This window comes from Arthrobacter oryzae (assembly GCF_003634095.1).
Lineage (GTDB): Bacteria > Actinomycetota > Actinomycetes > Actinomycetales > Micrococcaceae > Arthrobacter > Arthrobacter oryzae.
In genome coordinates, this window is sequence record NZ_RBIR01000003.1 from 505,442 (window position 1) to 522,655 (window position 17,214).

At 67.4% G+C, this 17,214-nt stretch carries 19 protein-coding genes; 11 read left to right on the top strand and 8 right to left on the bottom strand.

What is annotated here, in order from left to right; genetic code table 11:
* Window position 1: 1 nt before the first annotated feature.
* On the top strand, window positions 2-730 hold the full coding sequence (locus tag C8D78_RS09985) for a 3-oxoacid CoA-transferase subunit B (RefSeq protein ID WP_244208332.1): 729 nt from the start codon (window positions 2-4) through the stop codon (window positions 728-730).
* Between the two features lie 141 nt (window positions 731-871).
* Window positions 872-1,678, top strand: a complete 807-nt coding sequence (locus C8D78_RS09990; protein WP_120953106.1) for an IclR family transcriptional regulator domain-containing protein — start codon at window positions 872-874, stop codon at window positions 1,676-1,678.
* Between the two features lie 27 nt (window positions 1,679-1,705).
* Here the strand turns inward: C8D78_RS09990 and C8D78_RS09995 are convergent, their stop codons facing one another.
* Window positions 1,706-1,894: a hypothetical protein gene (locus tag C8D78_RS09995; RefSeq protein ID WP_120953109.1), complete on the bottom strand. Its 189-nt coding sequence runs from the start codon at window positions 1,892-1,894 to the stop codon at window positions 1,706-1,708.
* 217 nt (window positions 1,895-2,111) lie between these two features.
* Between C8D78_RS09995 and C8D78_RS10000 the strand changes: the two genes are divergently transcribed.
* Window positions 2,112-3,071, top strand: a complete 960-nt coding sequence (locus tag C8D78_RS10000; RefSeq protein ID WP_120953112.1) for a diacylglycerol/lipid kinase family protein — start codon at window positions 2,112-2,114, stop codon at window positions 3,069-3,071.
* Between the two features lie 69 nt (window positions 3,072-3,140).
* Here the strand turns inward: C8D78_RS10000 and C8D78_RS10005 are convergent, their stop codons facing one another.
* Window positions 3,141-4,010: an ACT domain-containing protein gene (locus C8D78_RS10005; RefSeq protein WP_120953114.1), complete on the bottom strand. Its 870-nt coding sequence runs from the start codon at window positions 4,008-4,010 to the stop codon at window positions 3,141-3,143.
* Window positions 4,011-4,107: 97 nt separating this feature from the next.
* Complete coding sequence (gene mscL, locus C8D78_RS10010) at window positions 4,108-4,623, bottom strand: large conductance mechanosensitive channel protein MscL (protein ID WP_244208333.1); 516 nt, start codon at window positions 4,621-4,623, stop codon at window positions 4,108-4,110.
* Between the two features lie 309 nt (window positions 4,624-4,932).
* On the opposite strand from mscL, the gene C8D78_RS10015 reads away from it, so the two are divergent.
* From C8D78_RS10015 to C8D78_RS10025, 3 genes are all read left to right on the top strand, one after another.
* Window positions 4,933-6,015, top strand: coding sequence for an FUSC family protein (locus tag C8D78_RS10015; RefSeq protein WP_120953117.1), 1,083 nt, complete (start codon window positions 4,933-4,935; stop codon window positions 6,013-6,015).
* Between the two features lie 183 nt (window positions 6,016-6,198).
* Window positions 6,199-7,389 (top strand): 4-hydroxybenzoate 3-monooxygenase, encoded by a 1,191-nt coding sequence (locus C8D78_RS10020; protein ID WP_120953120.1) that lies wholly within the window; start codon window positions 6,199-6,201, stop codon window positions 7,387-7,389.
* Window positions 7,390-7,507: 118 nt separating this feature from the next.
* Window positions 7,508-7,900, top strand: a complete 393-nt coding sequence (locus C8D78_RS10025; RefSeq protein WP_120953123.1) for a nuclear transport factor 2 family protein — start codon at window positions 7,508-7,510, stop codon at window positions 7,898-7,900.
* Between the two features lie 116 nt (window positions 7,901-8,016).
* On the opposite strand, the gene C8D78_RS10030 is transcribed toward C8D78_RS10025, so the two are convergent.
* The 4 genes from C8D78_RS10030 to purB all read right to left on the bottom strand — a co-directional run bounded on the left by C8D78_RS10030 (window position 8,017) and on the right by purB (window position 11,291).
* Window positions 8,017-8,451, bottom strand: a complete 435-nt coding sequence (locus C8D78_RS10030; protein ID WP_120953126.1) for an acyl-CoA thioesterase — start codon at window positions 8,449-8,451, stop codon at window positions 8,017-8,019.
* Between the two features lie 140 nt (window positions 8,452-8,591).
* On the bottom strand, window positions 8,592-9,095 hold the full coding sequence (locus tag C8D78_RS10035; RefSeq protein WP_120953129.1) for a GNAT family N-acetyltransferase: 504 nt from the start codon (window positions 9,093-9,095) through the stop codon (window positions 8,592-8,594).
* Window positions 9,096-9,180: 85 nt separating this feature from the next.
* Window positions 9,181-9,852: a histidine phosphatase family protein gene (locus C8D78_RS10040; protein ID WP_120953131.1), complete on the bottom strand. Its 672-nt coding sequence runs from the start codon at window positions 9,850-9,852 to the stop codon at window positions 9,181-9,183.
* On the bottom strand, window positions 9,849-11,291 hold the full coding sequence (gene purB / locus C8D78_RS10045; protein WP_120953134.1) for an adenylosuccinate lyase: 1,443 nt from the start codon (window positions 11,289-11,291) through the stop codon (window positions 9,849-9,851). Before purB ends, C8D78_RS10040 begins: the two co-directional genes overlap by 4 nt.
* Before the next feature lie 239 nt (window positions 11,292-11,530).
* On the opposite strand from purB, the gene C8D78_RS10050 reads away from it, so the two are divergent.
* The gene (locus C8D78_RS10050) at window positions 11,531-11,854 is read left to right on the top strand and encodes a hypothetical protein (RefSeq protein WP_120953137.1); all 324 of its coding nucleotides are present in this window, start codon (window positions 11,531-11,533) and stop codon (window positions 11,852-11,854) included.
* Window positions 11,854-13,272, top strand: a complete 1,419-nt coding sequence (locus C8D78_RS10055; protein WP_120953140.1) for an alpha/beta hydrolase family protein — start codon at window positions 11,854-11,856, stop codon at window positions 13,270-13,272. Before C8D78_RS10050 ends, C8D78_RS10055 begins: the two co-directional genes overlap by 1 nt.
* Here C8D78_RS10055 and C8D78_RS10060 read toward each other — a convergent pair.
* Window positions 13,220-13,609, bottom strand: a complete 390-nt coding sequence (locus tag C8D78_RS10060; RefSeq protein ID WP_120953142.1) for a phage holin family protein — start codon at window positions 13,607-13,609, stop codon at window positions 13,220-13,222. The genes C8D78_RS10055 and C8D78_RS10060 overlap by 53 nt on opposite strands.
* 84 nt (window positions 13,610-13,693) lie before the next feature.
* Here C8D78_RS10060 and C8D78_RS10065 point away from each other — a divergent pair, with 84 nt between their 5' ends.
* The 3 genes from C8D78_RS10065 to C8D78_RS10075 all read left to right on the top strand — a co-directional run bounded on the left by C8D78_RS10065 (window position 13,694) and on the right by C8D78_RS10075 (window position 17,211).
* On the top strand, window positions 13,694-14,812 hold the full coding sequence (locus tag C8D78_RS10065; RefSeq protein ID WP_208641920.1) for a histidinol-phosphate transaminase: 1,119 nt from the start codon (window positions 13,694-13,696) through the stop codon (window positions 14,810-14,812).
* Window positions 14,813-14,959: 147 nt separating this feature from the next.
* On the top strand, window positions 14,960-16,231 hold the full coding sequence (locus C8D78_RS10070) for a thiamine pyrophosphate-dependent dehydrogenase E1 component subunit alpha (protein ID WP_120953145.1): 1,272 nt from the start codon (window positions 14,960-14,962) through the stop codon (window positions 16,229-16,231).
* The gene (locus C8D78_RS10075) at window positions 16,231-17,211 is read left to right on the top strand and encodes an alpha-ketoacid dehydrogenase subunit beta (RefSeq protein WP_120953148.1); all 981 of its coding nucleotides are present in this window, start codon (window positions 16,231-16,233) and stop codon (window positions 17,209-17,211) included. The genes C8D78_RS10070 and C8D78_RS10075 overlap by 1 nt, the downstream gene beginning before the upstream one ends.
* The last annotated feature ends 3 nt before the right edge of the window (window positions 17,212-17,214 follow it).

Here is a 17,214-nt window from a genome sequence, read left to right on the forward strand (position 1 = left end):
GATGAGCATCCAGTCCAACAGCGCGGCGGGCTCCCAGACCGGCATCCACGCCGGCATCCGGGCCACGATCCAGGCGTCCGACCAGCCGCTGGGCCGTGACGACCTCGCCCGCCTCGTGGCCCGCGACATCGCCCCCGGATCCTTCGTGAACCTCGGCATCGGCCAGCCCACCCTGGTCTCGAACTACCTCGCGCCGGAGCAGAACATCACGCTCCATACCGAGAACGGCATGCTCGGCATGGGCCCGGAAGCCACCGGGGACCAGATCGACGGCGACCTCATCAACGCCGGCAAGATCCCGGTGACCGAACTGCCCGGGGCGTCCTACTTCCACCACGCGGACTCCTTCGCGATCATGCGCGGCGGCCACCTGGACATCTGCGTGCTCGGCGCCTTCCAGGTCTCGGCCACGGGCGATCTCGCCAACTGGCACACCGGCGCCCCGGACGCGATCCCCGCCGTCGGCGGCGCCATGGACCTGGCCACCGGGGCCAAGGACGTCTTCGTCATGATGACGCTCCTGACCCGCGACGGCGCGTCCAAGCTGGTGGAGGCGTGCACCTACCCCCTCACCGGGATCGGCTGCGTGACCCGCGTCTACACCGACAAAGCCGTCTTCCTCACCGGACCCGACGGCGTCCAGGTCCGGGAGACCTTCGGGTGCACGCTCGAGGAACTCCAGGACATGGTTCCCGTGCCGCTCCGGGCGGCGAACGTGGACGCAAGCTGACACCCCTGCGCACGGATGGCGCGCCCCGGGACGGCTGCCTTGGGGCGCTTTGCCCGGGGCGCCTTGCGCCGGACGCCTTGCTCCGGTACCCCGGGGACAGCCGGCACAGGGATAAAGTGATCCGGGACCGGGAGGCGATAAATGATTGAAGCAGCCAAAGGCGGCGGCGTGCCCGCGGCCAGCGACCAGTACGTGCAGTCGCTGGCGCGCGGGCTCGCGGTGATCCGCGCCTTCGACACGGACCACCCCAAGATGACGCTGACCGAGGTTGCGGCCCGAACCGGACTGACCCGGGCCACCGCCCGGCGGTTCCTGCACACGCTCGTGGAGCTGGGCTACGTCCGCACGGACGGCAAGATCTTTGCCCTGACCGCCAAGGTGCTGCAGCTGGGCTACGCCTACTTGTCCGGGCTGTCGCTGCCGCAGCTCGCCCAACCGCACCTGGAGGAACTCTCGCTCGAGCTGGGGGAGTCGACGTCGGCCGCGGTCCTCGAGGGCACGGACATCGCCTACGTCGCCCGGGTGTCGACCCGGCGGATCATGACCGTCGGCATCACCGTGGGCACCCGGTTCCCCGCCTACGCGACTTCCATGGGACGCGTGCTGCTCGCGGCGCTCCCGCCGGCGCAACTGGCGGAATACCTCGCTGCCGCCGAGATCCGGGCCCTGACTCCCGGGGCGATCGGCACCCGTGCAGCCCTCCTGGCCGAGCTGGACACCGTCCGTGCCCAGGGATGGTGCCTGCTGAACCAGGAGCTCGAGCTGGGACTGATGTCCATTGCGGCTCCCGTCCATGACGGGCCCAAGGTGGTGGCGGCGATCAACGTCTCGCTGCAGGCGCAGGCGGTGTCCGCCCAGCCAGACCCCGACGCCTATCTGGCCGCGGTGCGCGAGGCGACGGTGGCCACGGCGGAACTCATTTCCGAGGACCTAGCCCCGGGGCGGTGACGCCTCGGACCGGTTGGACGGTCGCGGCTAGCCGGGGTTCGCGACGTTTTCCGCTGAAACCCTGATCGTGACACCCGCGGGTTCGTCACTGATCTTCAGGTGCAGGTCCCGGCCCACCAGCAGGGTGTGAATGTCGTCGCTGCCTTCGGGCGCGATCTGCTCGGCCAGCCGCGTGAGCGCCAGTGCCAGCGCCCGGCCCCAATCGTGGGGATCCATGCTGGATGCTTCAGCCGTTGCTGAATACTTCTCTGGTTCAGTCATTTCCCCCCGCTTTCGGCGTCCGGAGCGCAGGCCCCGGCCCATCACGAACCCCAGTCTAGTGACACCGCGGAGCGGGCGTCCACGATTCCAGCCCGCCCTGCCGAAGATGCGCGGCCCAGCGGCTAGGATTTCACTTCGGGACCTCTCCCGCCATTCGCCCCCTAAGGACGCCATGACAGAGAACAAAACCGCGACGTCGGACACCCTGGAGACCGTGGACACTACAGCGTCCAGGCGGGCCGCCGTGGTCATTAACCCCATGAAGTCTCCCGGAGAGAGCTTCCGGGCCTCATTCTTCCGCCTGTGCGAGACCCAGGGTTGGGCCGAGCCGCTCTGGCTGGAGACCACCAAGGAGGACACCGGCATCGGCCAGGCGCGCGAGGCCCTGGCAGCCGGGGTCGACGTCGTGATCGCCGCCGGCGGCGACGGGACGGTCCGCTGCGTGGCGGAGGTCCTGGCGGGCACCGGAACGCCCCTGGGCCTGGTGCCCCTGGGTACCGGAAATCTGCTGGCCCGCAACCTCGGCGTCGACATCACCGACCCCGTGGCGGCGAGCTACGACGCCCTGAGCGGCGCGGACGCCAAGGTGGACGTCGTCAGGGCCACGCTGGACCACGCCGAGGAGGAGCACATCTTCCTAGTCATGGCCGGCCTCGGTTACGACGCCGCCATCATGGCCAACACCGTGGACGAGCTGAAGGACCGCGTAGGCTGGCTCGCGTACGTTGAAGCGGGCATCCGGCACCTTCCGGGCAAGCCCATCAGGGCCAAGATCAGCATGGACGGCGAGCACCCCGTGCGGCGCCGGATCCGCAGCGTCATGGTCGGAAACTGCGGCAAAATCATGGGCGGCGTGGAGATCTTCCCCGACGCTAAGGTCGATGACGGCATCCTCGACGTCGTGATCCTGGCCCCCGTCGGCCGGTTGGGCTGGCTGAGCGTGCTGGCCGGTGTCTTCGGCCGGAACAACCCGAAGAACGCGTCGGTCGAGTACTTCGCTGGTAAATCAGCCGAAATCGAACTCGCCCACGAGCAGGAATTCCAGCTCGACGGCGATCCGCTGGGCAAGGCCAAACACCTCAAGGTCTCGGTGGACCACGACGCCCTCACCGTCCGCATGACGGCCATCTGACGGGCCCGCCAAGCACTAAGCGCGTTCTTTGACGGGGCCCGGGCCGTTCGGCCGGCGTGCCCCGGGCAGTTAGTGCGCCGCCGGCCGGTGCGCCACGATCTCGGCGAGTTCGGCCAGCCGGTGCGCGCGGGCGGATTCGGCCGGGGTGAACGGCTCGCCGGGCCGGGAGAACGTGATGGGTCCGTGCCACGCCGTCGGGATCCTCAGCACGGTCCCGCCCGGGCCCGCCGGCGGCGCCACATCGGCGCTGCCCGCTCCGGTTCCCGTGACGATCCTGGCCCGCAGCAGCTCCGCGACAGCCAGCGGCAGTTCCTCCGGGCTGGCGGCGATCCGGGCGGCCAGGCTCAGGGCCCCCGTTTGGCCGTCGGCCATGGCCAGGGCCGTGGTCGGCCAGACGTGCGGATCTGCTCCGCCGCCCGCACGCAGGGCCCGCAGGAGCTCGGCCTCGCGCACATCCCCCGGTGCGGAGAGCACAAACTCGTCCAGCACGCCGCCGGCCACGGGGTGAACGTGGATGCTGAGGATATTTGTGTCCAGCCCGGCCAACGCTTGGGTGAGCTTCTGCAGCGACCCTGGCCTGTCCTTCAGGACGGTCCGGGCCCGCCACAGGGCAGGCGCGGCGACGAGCCGTTTACGGTGCCGCAGGGCCGGGGCGTGCAGCCAGCCCCGGAGCATCCGGGCCGCTGAGGGTTCGGCCACCCAGATCACGAGGATGGTCGCGGTCATGGTAAGGACCATGACCTTGGCGACGTAGGGCAGGTGCGTTCCCACTACCGCGGCATGCACCAGCAATTCGATGGGAAGCATCACGGCGATATTGGCCAGGGTCAGCCGGGTCTTGGTCGGTTCGGGCATCTGGCCGCACACTTCGCAGCTCAACTCGGAGGGAGCGGGGGACTGGGCTTTATCTGGGGTTCTGCCTGCGGCTTTGCGCGTCATGCTCCCATGATTCCGGGCGGCTGTTTCGGCCGGATTGCCGCCGCGTGACGGTTTCGGACCGCCGCAGCCGGCTGCGGCAGACGGTTAGCGGCTGAGGTTAGCGGCTGGCCACGTGGCGGGGGCTGTCCGCGTCCACGATCCCTTCTGTGTTCCCGGCCGCATACTCCGCTGCGCCGTCCTGCGCTCCTGCACGGCCGCCGTCGGGCACTTGGCTGGTCAGCCCCGCCAGCAGATCCCGGATCTCGGCCAGCAGGGCGGTGTCGGCCGGGATCGGTTCTTCCTCGGGTTCGGCCGCGCTCAGCCGGCTCTTGACCATCCTGTTGATCCGATTCATCGGTGCAACAAAGATGAAGTACACCACCGCGGCGGTGATGAGGAAGGTCAGGAAGGCCGTGAGCACAGCCCCGATGTTGACGAACGTCTTGTCGTTGCCCGGCCAGATATGGAAGCCCAAGCCCTCGGTCTTGACGCCGCCGGCAGCCGCGATGATCGGATTCACGATGTTTGACGTGAAGGCGCCGACCAGGGCCGTGAAGGCGGTGCCGACGACGACGGCGATGGACAGTTCGATCACGTTGCCGCGAAGGATGAAATCCTTGAATCCTTTGAGCATGGGGAACCTCCGGTGTGCGTTGCTGGATGTCTCTGCCGTGAATCGGCTGCCTGATCCACGGGTGCTTGATTCAACCGATAGACGCTACCACCCCGCCTGGGTTCCGGCAGATCCCAATCAATGGGATCAGATGCTGCAGCCGCGGGGATCCGGCGTAAAATCCACTGTGGATGCCAGCGCCGCCGCCGCAACAACCCGACCCGCTGCGAAAGGCGCTCCGACCCATGAAAGCACGCCCGTGAAGCCGCGTTCCCAAGGAACCGATGCCATGAAGCGGACCCGTGAAAGTGCACCCGTCGGGCGGGCGAGGTGAAGCTGCTCGCCGAGATGTTCACCATTGCTCCGGGCAACAAAGACCACCGGGTCGCCCTCCGTTGCGCCGTGGGCGTGTTCGTCCCGCTGATCACCCTTTTGCTGCTGGGAAGGCTGGACCTGGCCATCTTTGCCTCCTTCGGCGCTTTCACCGGCATCTACGGCCGGAATGAGGCGCACGCCCGGCGGCTCAGCCTCCAGGTGCGGGCCGGCGGACTCATGCTGCTGGTGATGTTCCTGGCCGCAGTAACGGCGCGTGTGGATGCGCTGGCAAGGCTCTCGCCCGCAGGCACCACGTGGGTCCTGGTGGGGGCGACCACCCTGGTGGCCGGCGCCTGCTCGCTGGTGGTCGCACGGTGGCGCCTGCGTCCGTCGGGTTCGTTGTTCCATATCTTTGCCTTCGCGGCCATCGCCTCGATCCCCAACCAGCCGCCGCTGTGGCAGTGCATGCTGGTGGCAGTCCTTACGGTCCTCTTCTGCCTGCTGATCGGCCAGTCCTCCCGCGTGGCCCGGGGCCGCCGGAGCCCGTGGGTGAGCCCGAAACCCGTGAGCCTGACGCCGGCGGAGGAGCGCGCAGCCTGGCTGGAAAGCGCCGGCTACCTCGTGGCGGCAGGACTGGCAGGAACGCTGGGGACCCTGGCCGGTGAATGGCTGGGCGTGGGCCACAACTACTGGGCGATGGTGGCCGCCGTCGTCCCGCTCGTGGGGCACACCACCCGGCACCGCGTCAGCCGCGGCCTGCAGCGCATCGCCGGCACCGCCCTGGGGCTGGTCCTGCTCGCCGGGATCCTGCTCCTGCGGCCGACGCCCTGGCAGACCGTGCTGGTGATCGCAGCGTGCCAGTTCGGGGCCGAGATGTTCATCGCGCGGCAGTACATGCTGGCGCAGGTCTTCGTCACGCCGCTGGCCTTGACCTCCACGCTCCTCGTGGCGCCCGTGCCGCCCAGCATCCTGCTCCGCGACAGAATTGTGGAGACGGTCATCGGCGCAGCAGTTGGCATCGCCGTCGTGCTGGCGCCCGGGGCATGGCGGCGCCTGAGGTCACGCCGTGGGACGGCGGCGCCCGGGCGCCTTTCCTAGGAGTGTACTGCGACGGCCGTTCGGGCCGGCGCAAAGACGGCTTGGGGAGAGGCGCCGGGCATGGGATTCCATTGAACGGAAAAGGTGTAACGCTAATCAGGACGCGGGGGGCACACTGTTAGCCAGACGATCGAATCGCCCGGGCCGCTGACCGCCGGGACCCCGCAACGAAGCGAGAAGCACATGTCACAGCGTAAAGTCCTCACCACCCAGGTGGCGATCATGGGTGCCGGGCCGGCAGGACTCATGCTGTCGCACCTGCTGGCCCGGGCCGGCATCGAATCCGTCGTCCTCGAGATCCGCAGCCACCAGGAGATCGCCGAAACGGTCCGCGCGGGCATCCTGGAGGCCGGCTCGGTCAACATGCTCGTCGACGGCGGTGTCTCCGACCGCGTCCTGCGTGACGGCCACCGCCACGACGGGATCGAACTGCGCTTCAACGGTGAAAGCCACCGAATCGACTTCCAAGGCCTCGTCGGGGAATCGGTGTGGCTCTACCCGCAGACCGACGTGTTCCTGGACCTCTCCGCACGCCGGAAGGCCGACGGCGGGGACGTCCGATACGCCGTCACGGACGCCACAATCCATGACATCGAGTCCAAGCCCAAAGTCTGGTTCACGGACGCGGACGGCGTCGAGTACGAACTCCGGGCCGACTTCATCACCGGCGCGGACGGCTCACGCAGCCACTGCCGCGTCCAGATTCCCGAGGCGCAGCGCAAGTGGTACTTCCACGAGTACCCCTTCGCCTGGTTCGGCATCCTGGCCGAGGCGCCGCGCAGCTCCGAAGAGCTCATCTACGCCAACTCAGAGCATGGTTTCGCCCTGATCAGTCAGCGCACCGAGACGGTCCAGCGGATGTACTTCCAATGCGACCCCGGCGAGGACGTCCGCAACTGGGACGAGGACCGCATCTGGGACGCTTTCCGCAGCCGCGTCAACGGCAACGGCTTCGAGGTCAAGGAAGGGCCCGTGATCGACAAGACGGTCCTGAAATTCCGCAGCTTTGTCCATGCCCCCATGCGGCACGGCAACCTGTTCCTCGCCGGCGACGCCGCACACACTGTCCCGCCCACCGGGGCCAAGGGCTTGAACCTGGCACTGAACGATGTCAGGGTCCTCTTCGAGGGATTCGACAGCTTCTATTCCACCGGCTCCACCGTGCTCCTGGATGCCTACAGCGGCCGTGCCTTGGACCGGGTGTGGAAGGCCCAGCAGTTTTCCTACTGGATGACCTCCATGCTGCACACTGCCGCCGACGCCGACGACTTCTCCCGCGCACGCCAGCTCGGCGAGCTCCATTCCGTGGTGTCATCCCGCCACGGCAGCGCCTACCTCGCCGAGGCCTACACCGGCTGGCCGGGCGCCCGCTAGGACGTCGGCAGGGACCCCGGAACGAGTGCATATTTCCATCGACAGGCCCGGGGGCCAGGACTAGCCTTTAACCGTCCCAGCACGGCCCGACAAGGATGACGGAGAGGTGTGTTCGATCATGGGAACCGCAGAGAATGTTGAACTGGTCCGGCGAGGGTACACGGCCTTCAACTCAGGGGATATGGCTACCCTCAGCGGCATGTTCGCGGAGGATGCAGTCTGGCACGTTGCCGGAAGCGGCGTGCTGTCCGGAACCAAACAGGGCCGCGACGCGATCCTGGCGTACTTCGGTGAACTCGGAGCACGCACCCAGGGTCACTTCCAAGCCAATGTCCAGGACATCGTCGGCGGTGAGAAACATACCGTCGCGATCCAGCAAACCCATGGGGAAGCGAACGGCAAAACCCTGGACATGCCCACCGTCATCACGTTCGTGGTCCGCGACGGACAGATTGCGGAGGGGCGGGAATTCTTCGAGGACACGGCCAAAGCCGACGATTTCTGGACCTGACCGAACACGTCGGCGGCACACGCACGCAGGTCCAACCAGCAGCAGATTGCGCCAGGGCGCGGCGGCCGAAGGACTGCCAGGGCTGCCGGCCGCCTCCGAGGCAGCCGACGGGGCGACTAGTCCTGTTCCAGGGTCTCGGTCAGGTGGTGCGTCGGAATCCGGTCCCGGTCGTAGGTGATTTCGGTGTATCCGTGCGGCTCCGGCTTCCCGGAGGGACTCAGGTTCACGAACACGATCTCTTCAATCGTGAGGATGCTCTGGCGCGTGATCATGTTCCGGACTTCCGCGCGCATGGTCAGCGATGTCCGGCCGAATCGGGTTGCGGTCAGGCCCATTTCGATCAGGTCGCCTTGGACCGCGGAGCTGACGAAGTTGATTTCGGAGATGTACTTGGTGACGGCCCGGCCGTTGCCCAGTTGCAGGATCGCGTAAATAGCCGCCTCTTCGTCGATCCACTTCAGCAGGCTGCCGCCGAACAGGGTGCCGTTGGCGTTGAGGTCCTCGGGCCGCACCCATTTGCGGGTACGGAAGGTGATGTCGGCCGATTCCATAGTGCGAGAGTAGCCGACTCCGTGGCCGCCGGTGTTGTGTGACGCAGCGCGCAAGGATGCCCTGACGGGAGGACAGGACGCCTGGAACGCCCTGGCCACCGGGCGGCCGGAGTTGCTCCGGGGCCGCAGCCCGGCCGGCCTCACGCCATGGCGGTATGCGCGGCGCTGTGCGAATCGATCGGCTTTGTGTAGCAGTACGAATGCGCCACTCCGACGTACGGTCCAAAGTTCGGCACGGATACGAAGCCGGCGTTCTCGTAGAACTGCCGTCCGTCGGCCTGTACCGAGCCGGCCTCCGCGGTCAGGGTGGTGATCCCCAGGGCGTAAGCATGGGCTTCGAGCGCCGCGAGAATTGAGCTCGCCACCCCCGAGCCGCGGGTGTAGGGCAGCACGTAGAGGCGCTTGATTTCGGCGGTGTGGGCGTCGAGCATGCGCAGGCCGCCGCAGCCGACCGGCTGGCCGGATGCTTTGTCGTGCGCCACGAGGAACACCGCGGTGTCAGCTTCCGACGGCGGCGGTCCGGGTTCGTGGTCGGACCGGCCGAAGCGGGCGTCGAGCTCCGCCTGCTGGGCGGCCCTCAGGTCCGCGCCGACGGGGTTCGCCCAAGTGACCTGACGGATGTTGAGCCGCGGGTTGGTCTGCATCACTGCCTCGATTCGCCGAAGGGTTATGCAGCCTAAGGCTAGGCGTCAGCGGTTTCGGCTGTGTTTCCTGCCGGTAAGCGTTGCGCTACGCCGGACGGCCGGTGGGATCCTCCGCCGTCGGATCCGCGAGGGCCAAGCCGCCCACGGGACTTTCATCCCAGTGGATGAGCCGCCATCCGGCGTCGGGATCGCCTTCCAGCGCCACAATGCCGGTGTTGGCGATGACATGGCGGAGCGCGAATTCAGGGTCCACGTTGACGGCACGCCGCCCGGCCCAGACCCTTATGGCGGCGCCGTGGCTCACCACGGCCACGGCGCCGGATCCGGCTGCGCCGTCGGCTGCCGCAGCAATCCGGGCAATCGAGTCATCGAAGCGGTCGAAGAAATCGTGGCCGCTGGGGCCGGCCGGCATCCGGCGGTCCAGATCCCCCGCGGTCCAGGCAGCGACCGTCCCGAAGTAGCGAACGTGCGATTCCTGGTCTGTGAGCTTCTCCAGCGACCCGGCTTCGATTTCCCGCAGGCCAGCAAGGATCCCGACGTCGAGGCCCCGCATCGCGGCCAGCGGCTGTGCCGTGATCTGGGTGCGGATCAACGTTGAAGCGTAGAGAAGTCCGATCCGCTCATTCGCCAGCGACCTCGCCAGGGCGGTAGCCTGCTGCGCGCCGAGTTCCGTCAGCCCCGGGCCGGGATGGGCAGTGTCCAGCTGCCCGAGAACATTCCCGGGGGTCTGGCCGTGGCGGATGAGCAGGAGCCTCACTTGAGGTGATCCACCAACTTGTCCGCGATGCCGGTGTAGCGGCCGGGGGTCAGCGCCAGAAGCCGGGCTTCGGCGTCGGCGGACAAGCCCAGGCTCTGGACGAATTCGCGCATCCGGGCGGCATCCACGCGGTGTCCGCGGGTCAGGTCTTTGAGCCGTTCGTACGGATTCTCCATCCCCTCGACGCCGGCGATGGCCTCGGCGCGCATGACCATCTGGATGGCCTCGCCGAGGACTTCCCAGTTGGTGTCAAGATCCGCGGCGAGGACGTCGCCGGCAACGTTGAGCCGGTCCAGGCCCTTGGCGACGTTTGAGATGGCCAGCAGGGAGTGGCCGAACGCCACGCCGATGTTGCGCTGCGAGGAGGAATCGGTGAGGTCCCGCTGCCAGCGGGAGGTGACCAGGGTGGAGCCCAGCACGTCCAGGAGTCCGGAGGAGATCTCGAGATTGGCCTCCGCGTTTTCGAATCGGATCGGGTTCACCTTGTGCGGCATGGTGGAAGATCCGGTGGCGCCCGCCACCGGAATCTGCACGAAGTAGCCGATCGAGATGTAGCTCCAGATGTCGGTGCAGACGTTGTGCAGGATGCGGTTGAACCGCGCGACGTCGGCATAGAGTTCTGCCTGCCAGTCGTGGCTTTCGATCTGGGTGGTCAGCGGGTTCCACGTCAGGCCGAGGCCTTCAACGAAGCTCTTCGCCACCTGCTCCCAGTCGGCACCCGGGACGGATGCGACGTGGGCGGCGTAGGTACCGGTGGCGCCGTTTATCTTGCCGAGGTATTCGGTCCGGTCAATCCGGTCCAGCTGCCGGTTGAGCCGGTGCGCAATGACCGCGAGTTCCTTGCCCAGTGTGGTGGGCGTGGCGGGCTGGCCGTGCGTGCGCGAGAGCATCGGCACCGAACGGTTGTCCTCGGCCATGGCGCTGATCTGGGCAACCAGGGTGCGGGCGGCAGGCAGCCACACGTCCTGGACCGCGCCCTTGACGCCGAGGGCATAGGAGAGGTTGTTGATGTCCTCCGAGGTGCAGCCGAAATGCACCAGGGCGGTCAGGTGATCGATCCCGATGCCGGGCAGGCGGCGGCCGATGTAGTACTCCACGGCCTTGACGTCGTGCACCGTGACGGCCTCGATCTCGGCCAGCTCGGCGACTGACGCGGCGTCGAACTCCGTGACGATGGCGCGCAGCTGCTCCCGCTGTGCTGCCGTGAGCGGGCCGGTGCCGGGCAGCACGCTGTTGCCGGTCAGGTGGATCAGCCACTCCACTTCCACTGCCACGCGGTCGCGGTTCAGGGCGGCCTCGGACAGGTAGTCCACCAGCGGCGCAACGGCGGACTGGTAGCGGCCATCCAGCGGGCCGAGCGCGATCTGGTGGTCCGACGCGGCAAGTGCCAGGCGTCCGGACGGCGTGCGGGTATCAGCTGTGGCGGCAGTTTCAGGCATGTGCCGATTCTTTCATGAAGTGCCGCCGCGTCTTAAGCGCACCTGTCCTTATGACATCGCCGCGTGAAATTGTCCGGCTGGCGGTGCCCGGCGGTGCCCGGCAACCCGGGACATTGTCCACATAGCCCGACGGCGCGCTTCAGTGGGTTGGGGCCGCCGGTTAGCGTCGGTTCATGAGCATTGGGATGACGCCGGGTCGTGGGATAACACCGAGCGATGGGAGGCCGCCGGGAAGTGGCATGCAGTCTGGAGCCGCAGGCAGCGTGGCAACTCGTGGCGTGACGGCCGCCGACGCCCTCGCGTGCGCCTCGCGCAGTTACGAAGTCCAGCAGCTCGCCGCTCGCGTTGCGCGGTGCGCCGATGAGACGGACGCCGTGCTCGCCGCCCTGGCCCGCGTTGAGCTACAGAATTGGCAGTCGCCGGCCGGCCGGGCCTACCGGGGGACCCTGTCCCTGCAGGCGGCGGCGCTGCGGCGCAGCAGGGATGCACTGCTGGAGGCCGTGACCGCGGTGCGCCGGCACGCCCAGACCGTGACACTGTCCGCGGGCCGGGCGGGCCCCTGATGGCCGAAGCTACCCCGGCTGATTCCGGCGGCGCGCCCCGGGTTTCCCCGCCGGCACCTGACGGAAGCCTGCGCATCCGGGGCGGGATCGGAGGGCTGAGCTTCCAGTTTGAGGAGCTGCTTGCCGGCGCCTCGGCACTCGACGGGCTGGTCCGGCAGCTACAGGCAGTTGAGATGGAGGCTGACGGCGTGAAGCATGCGCTCTTCCCGTATCAGCCCGACTCCTACGCCAGCGGAAGCAACGCCATCATCGCGGTGGGGGAGGCGGGCCGGGACGTGGGCCGTGTCCGGTCCAGGCTGCAGCATATCCGCGACGACGTCCGGGCCAGCCACCGGGAGTACGAGTATGCCGAGGCCCGCAATGCCCTGCTGCTTCGGCTGGGACTTCATGGCTCCGAGTACGGCGCCGCGCCGGGACCCTTCGCCCTCCCCGGGGTGCGCGACGCCGTCCAGGACTGGGTCACCACGGCACCACGGAATCTTGCCGCGCTGCTGGGCCTGCCTGCCCCGTTGGCCGCAGTGCTCGGATCCTTCAGCGGGCCTGCGGACGTCCGCGAACTGGTTCGGACCGCGACGGAGGCCCCGGGGCTCGTGTTTCTCAAACCCCGGCCGGTCAGCGTGGTGGGCCGGGAGACGTTTTCCGCCAAAGTCGACCTTTCCCCGGCCGGACTGCTGCGGCGGGCCGGAGCCGTGGGGGAGCAGGACGGGCGGATCGAAGTCATCGAGGTTAACGGCGCGGGACGGCCGGCATGGGTGGTGATCATCCCCGGGACCCAACTGGGCGGCACGCCGGAAGGCGCCAACCCCTTTGATCCCGCCGGAATCGCAGAGGCCCTCGGCTACGACTCGTCGTCGACGGCCGCGGCGATCCGGCAGGCCTTGCAGCAGGCCGGGGCCACGCCCGGGGACCAACTCGTGGCCGTCGGCTACAGCCAAGGCGGCATCCACGCGATGAACCTCAGCAAGGACCGGGCTTTCCTGGCGGAGTACGACCTCAAGTTCGTGTTGACGGCAGGATCGCCCGTCGGCGCCATCACCCCGGAGCCGGGGATCCGCAGCCTTCACCTGGAACATGAACAGGACTGGGTGCCGGGGGCGGACGGAGCGGCCAACCCGGATACTCGGGACCGGGTGACCGTGACGCTCACTAACCCGCTGGAACTTCCGCCGATTAAGGACTTCGGATTGGGTCCGGGGCACCGGCTGGAGAACTACGCAGAGGGGGCCGCGCTCGTCTCGAGGAGCCCGGACAGGACGCTGCGTGACGCCACGGCCGCGCTGGCCGCCGTCGTGGGCGCCGGCGGCACGGCGACGGTGAACCGGTTCTCACTTCGCCGCGAGTCGCGGCCGGCGCTGGGCGGCCCGGCTACCAGCGATCGAGCGCGGGGAGGAAGCTCGCCACGAGGGAAACGCAGCTAATAATGATGGCGGCGAACACCGCGGTCCAGAAGAACGAGTCGATCGTGAAGTGCACGACGGTGTAACTGCTGATCCAGGACGTCAGGTAAAGCATTCCCGCGTTGATGACAACCGTGAAAAGGCCCAGGGTGAGGATGGTGATCGGCAGCGACAGGAGGCTGACGATCGGTTTGATGAAGGCATTGACCAGACCGAAGATCAGACCGATGAACAAGTAGCCCAGGATGATGCTGAAGGTGCTGTTGCCGGTGGTGGAAATATCCAGGCCGGTGAGGATCCAGCACGCGATGGCCAAGGCCAGCGCGTTGATGATGACTCGGACGATGAATGCGCGCATGGGCCCATGCTGTCATACGCCCGGCGGCAGCGGCAGGGACCATATCCCCGAATAACCCCGGAGACCCGAAGTAGGCTAGTTGGCATGACTTCATCAGAGAACCCGGCCGGGGGCATCAGGCCCCGGCCAGTGGTAGACCGCCTCCCCCGCTACGCGGCCGGAAAACCGCCCGTCCCAGTGGATGGGCTGGTCAGCTACAAGCTGTCCTCCAACGAAAACCCGCTGCCCCCGATCCCTGCAGTGCAGCAGGCCATCGCGGCGCAGACCGACTTCAACCGCTACCCGGATCCGCTCAGCAGCAAGCTTCGCGAAGCGCTCGCCCGGTTCCTGGAGGTTCCCGCGGAGGACATCGTCACGGGCGCCGGCAGCCTGGGCGCCCTGAACCAGCTGCTCGCCACGTTTGCCGGCCAAAACGACGACGGCAAGGCCGACGAAGTCATCTACGCCTGGCGTTCGTTCGAGGCCTATCCGATCTGCGTCGGTCTGGCCGGGGCCGAAAGCGTGCGGATCCCGTTGACCGCGGACGGGCGTCATGACCTGGATGCCATGGCGGCCGCCGTGACGGCACGGACCCGGATGATCCTGCTGTGCACGCCCAACAACCCGACCGGTCCCATTCTGACTACAGAGGAAACGGAGGCCTTCATCAAGGCCGTTCCTTCGGATGTAGTGGTGGTCATCGACGAGGCGTACCAGGAATTTGTTCGTGCCACGGACGCCGTGGACGGCATTTCCATGTACCGCAAGGACCCCAACGTCGTGGTCCTGCGAACGTTTTCGAAGGCGCACGGCCTCGCCGGGCTCCGCGTCGGCTACAGCGTCTCCCACCCCGACCTGACCCAGCACCTGCGAGTCACCGCGACACCCTTTGCGGTGTCCCAGATCGCGGAGACCGCTGCTGTCACGTCGCTTGAGCACTTCGCCGATGTTGTAGAAAGGGTACAAAGCCTGGTCGATGAGCGGGACCGTGTCACGGCCGGACTGCGCGACCTCGGGTGGTTCGTTCCGGAGGCCCAGGGCAACTTTGTCTGGCTCAATCTGGGTGCTAACAGTGCGGAATTTGCCGCGATGGCGGCGGAGCGGGCGCTGTCAGTGCGAGCCTTCGGCGAGGAAGGGGTCCGGGTCAGCATCGGCGAAACGGAGGCCAACACCCGTTTTCTGGAGCTCTGTGCGATCTATACAAAACCTCCACGGCGTTCCTAGCGATTAACATGACGCGGTCAAGCCGCGCCGTGCGGCTAGAGTAAGGACGAGTAAGCCAAAATATATGCCGAATTAGGAATGTATTCCCGGTTCGGCATGTATCCCAGCGATTGCGGCGCATTCGGATGCGGCAAGCAAGGAGACGGTATGGGCACCACACATCTGCCCTCTACCGAGTTCGACGGAACCGACATGGATGACCAGCTCGAAGCGGAAGCCGAGGCGCATCTGGGTGCCCCGGCGGAGCCCATGGTGCAGCTGCTGGGCCCTGACGGCACCTTGGGCTCCGACCCGGTTTTCTCAAAGTACGCCGAGAAACTGGATCCGGGCACCCTCCGGGGGTTCTACGCCGATATGGCCAAGATCCGCCGTTTCGATGTGGAAGCCACCGCCCTGCAGCGGCAGGGTCAGCTGGCCCTGTGGGTCCCGCTGACCGGGCAGGAAGCCGCCCAGATCGGCTCCGGCCGCGCCAGCCAGCCGCAGGACTACATCTTCCCGACCTACCGCGAGCACGGGGTGGCCTTGACGCGCAACGTGGATCTCGCCGAGCTGCTGCGTCAGTTCCGGGGCGTCTCCAACGGCGGCTGGAATCCCAAGGACACGAATTTCCACCTGTACACGCTGGTCCTGGCCGCCCAGACCCCGCACGCCGTTGGCTATGCGATGGGCATCCAGCGGGACCAGAAGCTGGCGGCCGCCGCCGCGGGCCGGGCCGGGGCCGAGCCCGCGGAGCCCAATGCCGCCGTCATGGTGTACTTCGGCGACGGCGCCAGTTCGGAAGGGGACGTCCATGAATCCATGGTGTTCGCCTCCTCCTACCAGGCTCCGGTCGTCTTCTTCTGCCAGAACAACCACTGGGCGATTTCCGTGCCGAGCTCGGTCCAGACCCGCATCCCGCTGGCCAACCGCGCCAAGGGCTACGGCTTCCCCGGGATCCGGGTGGACGGCAACGACGTAATCGCCGTCCACGCCGTCACGGAGTGGGCGCTGGAACAGGCCCGCGAGGGCAACGGTCCCGTCCTGATCGAGGCGTTCACGTACCGGGTCGGGGCACACACCACGGCCGATGACCCCACCAAGTACCGCGGCTCCGCCGAGGAAGGCCTGTGGCGGGCCAAAGACCCGCTGGAGCGTTTGGAGAAGTACCTCCGGGCGCAGGGCCTCGCCGACGATGCCTTCTTCGAGCAGGTCAGGGCCGACGGCGACGAACTCGCCGCCTATGTCCGCAAGACCACCCACGACCTCGAAACCCCGGACATTCGAACCGCGTTTGCCAACACGTATGTGGAGGCCCACCCGCTGGTCGCCGAGGAGCTGGCCTGGTTCGAGGAATACAGTGCGGGGTTTGCCGACGAGGACACGGCCGCCCCGGTCCAATCCACTGAGGCAGAAACCGAAGTCACGGAGGCGGCCAACTGATGACCACCATGACCATTGCGAAAGCCATCAACGAGGGCCTGCGGGCCACGCTGAACAACAACCCCCGCTCGCTGCTGATGGGCGAGGACATCGGGGCCCTTGGCGGGGTCTACCGGGTCACCGACGGACTGATGGCCGATTTCGGCGTCGACCGCGTCGTGGACACCCCGCTGGCCGAATCGGGGATTATCGGCACGGCCATCGGCCTGTCGCTGCGCGGCTACCAGCCCATTTGCGAAATCCAGTTCGACGGCTTCGTGTTCCCGGGGTTCAACCAGATCACGACGCAGCTGGCGAAGATGCATTCGCGCAGCAACGGCAATCTGACCGTGCCCGTCGTCATCCGCATCCCGTACGGCGGCGGCATCGGCTCGATCGAGCACCACTCGGAATCCCCGGAAGCGCTCTTCGCTCACACGGCCGGCCTGCGCATCATCACGCCGTCCAACCCGCACGATGCTTACTGGATGATCCAGCAGGCCGTCGACTGCCAGGACCCGGTGATCGTTTTCGAGCCCAAACGCCGCTACTGGCTCAAGGGCGACGTCGACACTGAGAATCCCGGCGCGTCCGCAAACCCCTTCAAGGCGCACGTTCTCCGCGAGGGAACCGACGCCACCGTGGTGGTCTACGGGCCCCTGGTGCCCGTGGCCCTCGCCGCGGCCGAGGCCGCCGCCGAGGACGGGCGCAGCGTCGAAGTGATCGACCTCCGCTCCATTTCCCCGATCGACTTCGACACCGTCGCAGCCTCGGTCCGGAAGACTGGCCGCCTGGTGGTGGCCCACGAGGCCCCCACGTTCGGCGGCATCGGCGGCGAAATCGCCGCCAGGATCAGCGAACGGGCATTCCACTCCCTCGAGGCCCCCGTCATCCGGGTCGGCGGATTTCACATGCCGTATCCCGTGGCCAAGGTCGAAGAGGACTACCTGCCGGACATTGACCGCATTCTTGAGGCGCTGGACCGCGCCCTCGCGTACTAACGA

What these genes read in the sequence shown, in the direction of transcription:
- C8D78_RS09985 (WP_244208332.1), top strand. Translation starts at nt 2, where the DNA reads ATGAGCATCCAGTCCAACAGCGCGGCGGGCTCCCAGACCGGCATCCAC.
- C8D78_RS09990 (WP_120953106.1), top strand. Translation starts at nt 872, where the DNA reads ATGATTGAAGCAGCCAAAGGCGGCGGCGTGCCCGCGGCCAGCGACCAG.
- C8D78_RS09995 (WP_120953109.1), bottom strand. Translation starts at nt 1,894, where the DNA reads ATGGATCCCCACGATTGGGGCCGGGCGCTGGCACTGGCGCTCACGCGG.
- C8D78_RS10000 (WP_120953112.1), top strand. Translation starts at nt 2,112, where the DNA reads ATGACAGAGAACAAAACCGCGACGTCGGACACCCTGGAGACCGTGGAC.
- C8D78_RS10005 (WP_120953114.1), bottom strand. Translation starts at nt 4,010, where the DNA reads ATGACGCGCAAAGCCGCAGGCAGAACCCCAGATAAAGCCCAGTCCCCC.
- mscL (WP_244208333.1), bottom strand. Translation starts at nt 4,623, where the DNA reads ATGCTCAAAGGATTCAAGGATTTCATCCTTCGCGGCAACGTGATCGAA.
- C8D78_RS10020 (WP_120953120.1), top strand. Translation starts at nt 6,199, where the DNA reads ATGTCACAGCGTAAAGTCCTCACCACCCAGGTGGCGATCATGGGTGCC.
- C8D78_RS10025 (WP_120953123.1), top strand. Translation starts at nt 7,508, where the DNA reads ATGGGAACCGCAGAGAATGTTGAACTGGTCCGGCGAGGGTACACGGCC.
- C8D78_RS10030 (WP_120953126.1), bottom strand. Translation starts at nt 8,451, where the DNA reads ATGGAATCGGCCGACATCACCTTCCGTACCCGCAAATGGGTGCGGCCC.
- C8D78_RS10035 (WP_120953129.1), bottom strand. Translation starts at nt 9,095, where the DNA reads ATGCAGACCAACCCGCGGCTCAACATCCGTCAGGTCACTTGGGCGAAC.
- purB (WP_120953134.1), bottom strand. Translation starts at nt 11,291, where the DNA reads ATGCCTGAAACTGCCGCCACAGCTGATACCCGCACGCCGTCCGGACGC.
- C8D78_RS10050 (WP_120953137.1), top strand. Translation starts at nt 11,531, where the DNA reads ATGCAGTCTGGAGCCGCAGGCAGCGTGGCAACTCGTGGCGTGACGGCC.
- C8D78_RS10055 (WP_120953140.1), top strand. Translation starts at nt 11,854, where the DNA reads ATGGCCGAAGCTACCCCGGCTGATTCCGGCGGCGCGCCCCGGGTTTCC.
- C8D78_RS10060 (WP_120953142.1), bottom strand. Translation starts at nt 13,609, where the DNA reads ATGCGCGCATTCATCGTCCGAGTCATCATCAACGCGCTGGCCTTGGCC.
- C8D78_RS10065 (WP_208641920.1), top strand. Translation starts at nt 13,694, where the DNA reads ATGACTTCATCAGAGAACCCGGCCGGGGGCATCAGGCCCCGGCCAGTG.
- C8D78_RS10070 (WP_120953145.1), top strand. Translation starts at nt 14,960, where the DNA reads ATGGGCACCACACATCTGCCCTCTACCGAGTTCGACGGAACCGACATG.
- C8D78_RS10075 (WP_120953148.1), top strand. Translation starts at nt 16,231, where the DNA reads ATGACCACCATGACCATTGCGAAAGCCATCAACGAGGGCCTGCGGGCC.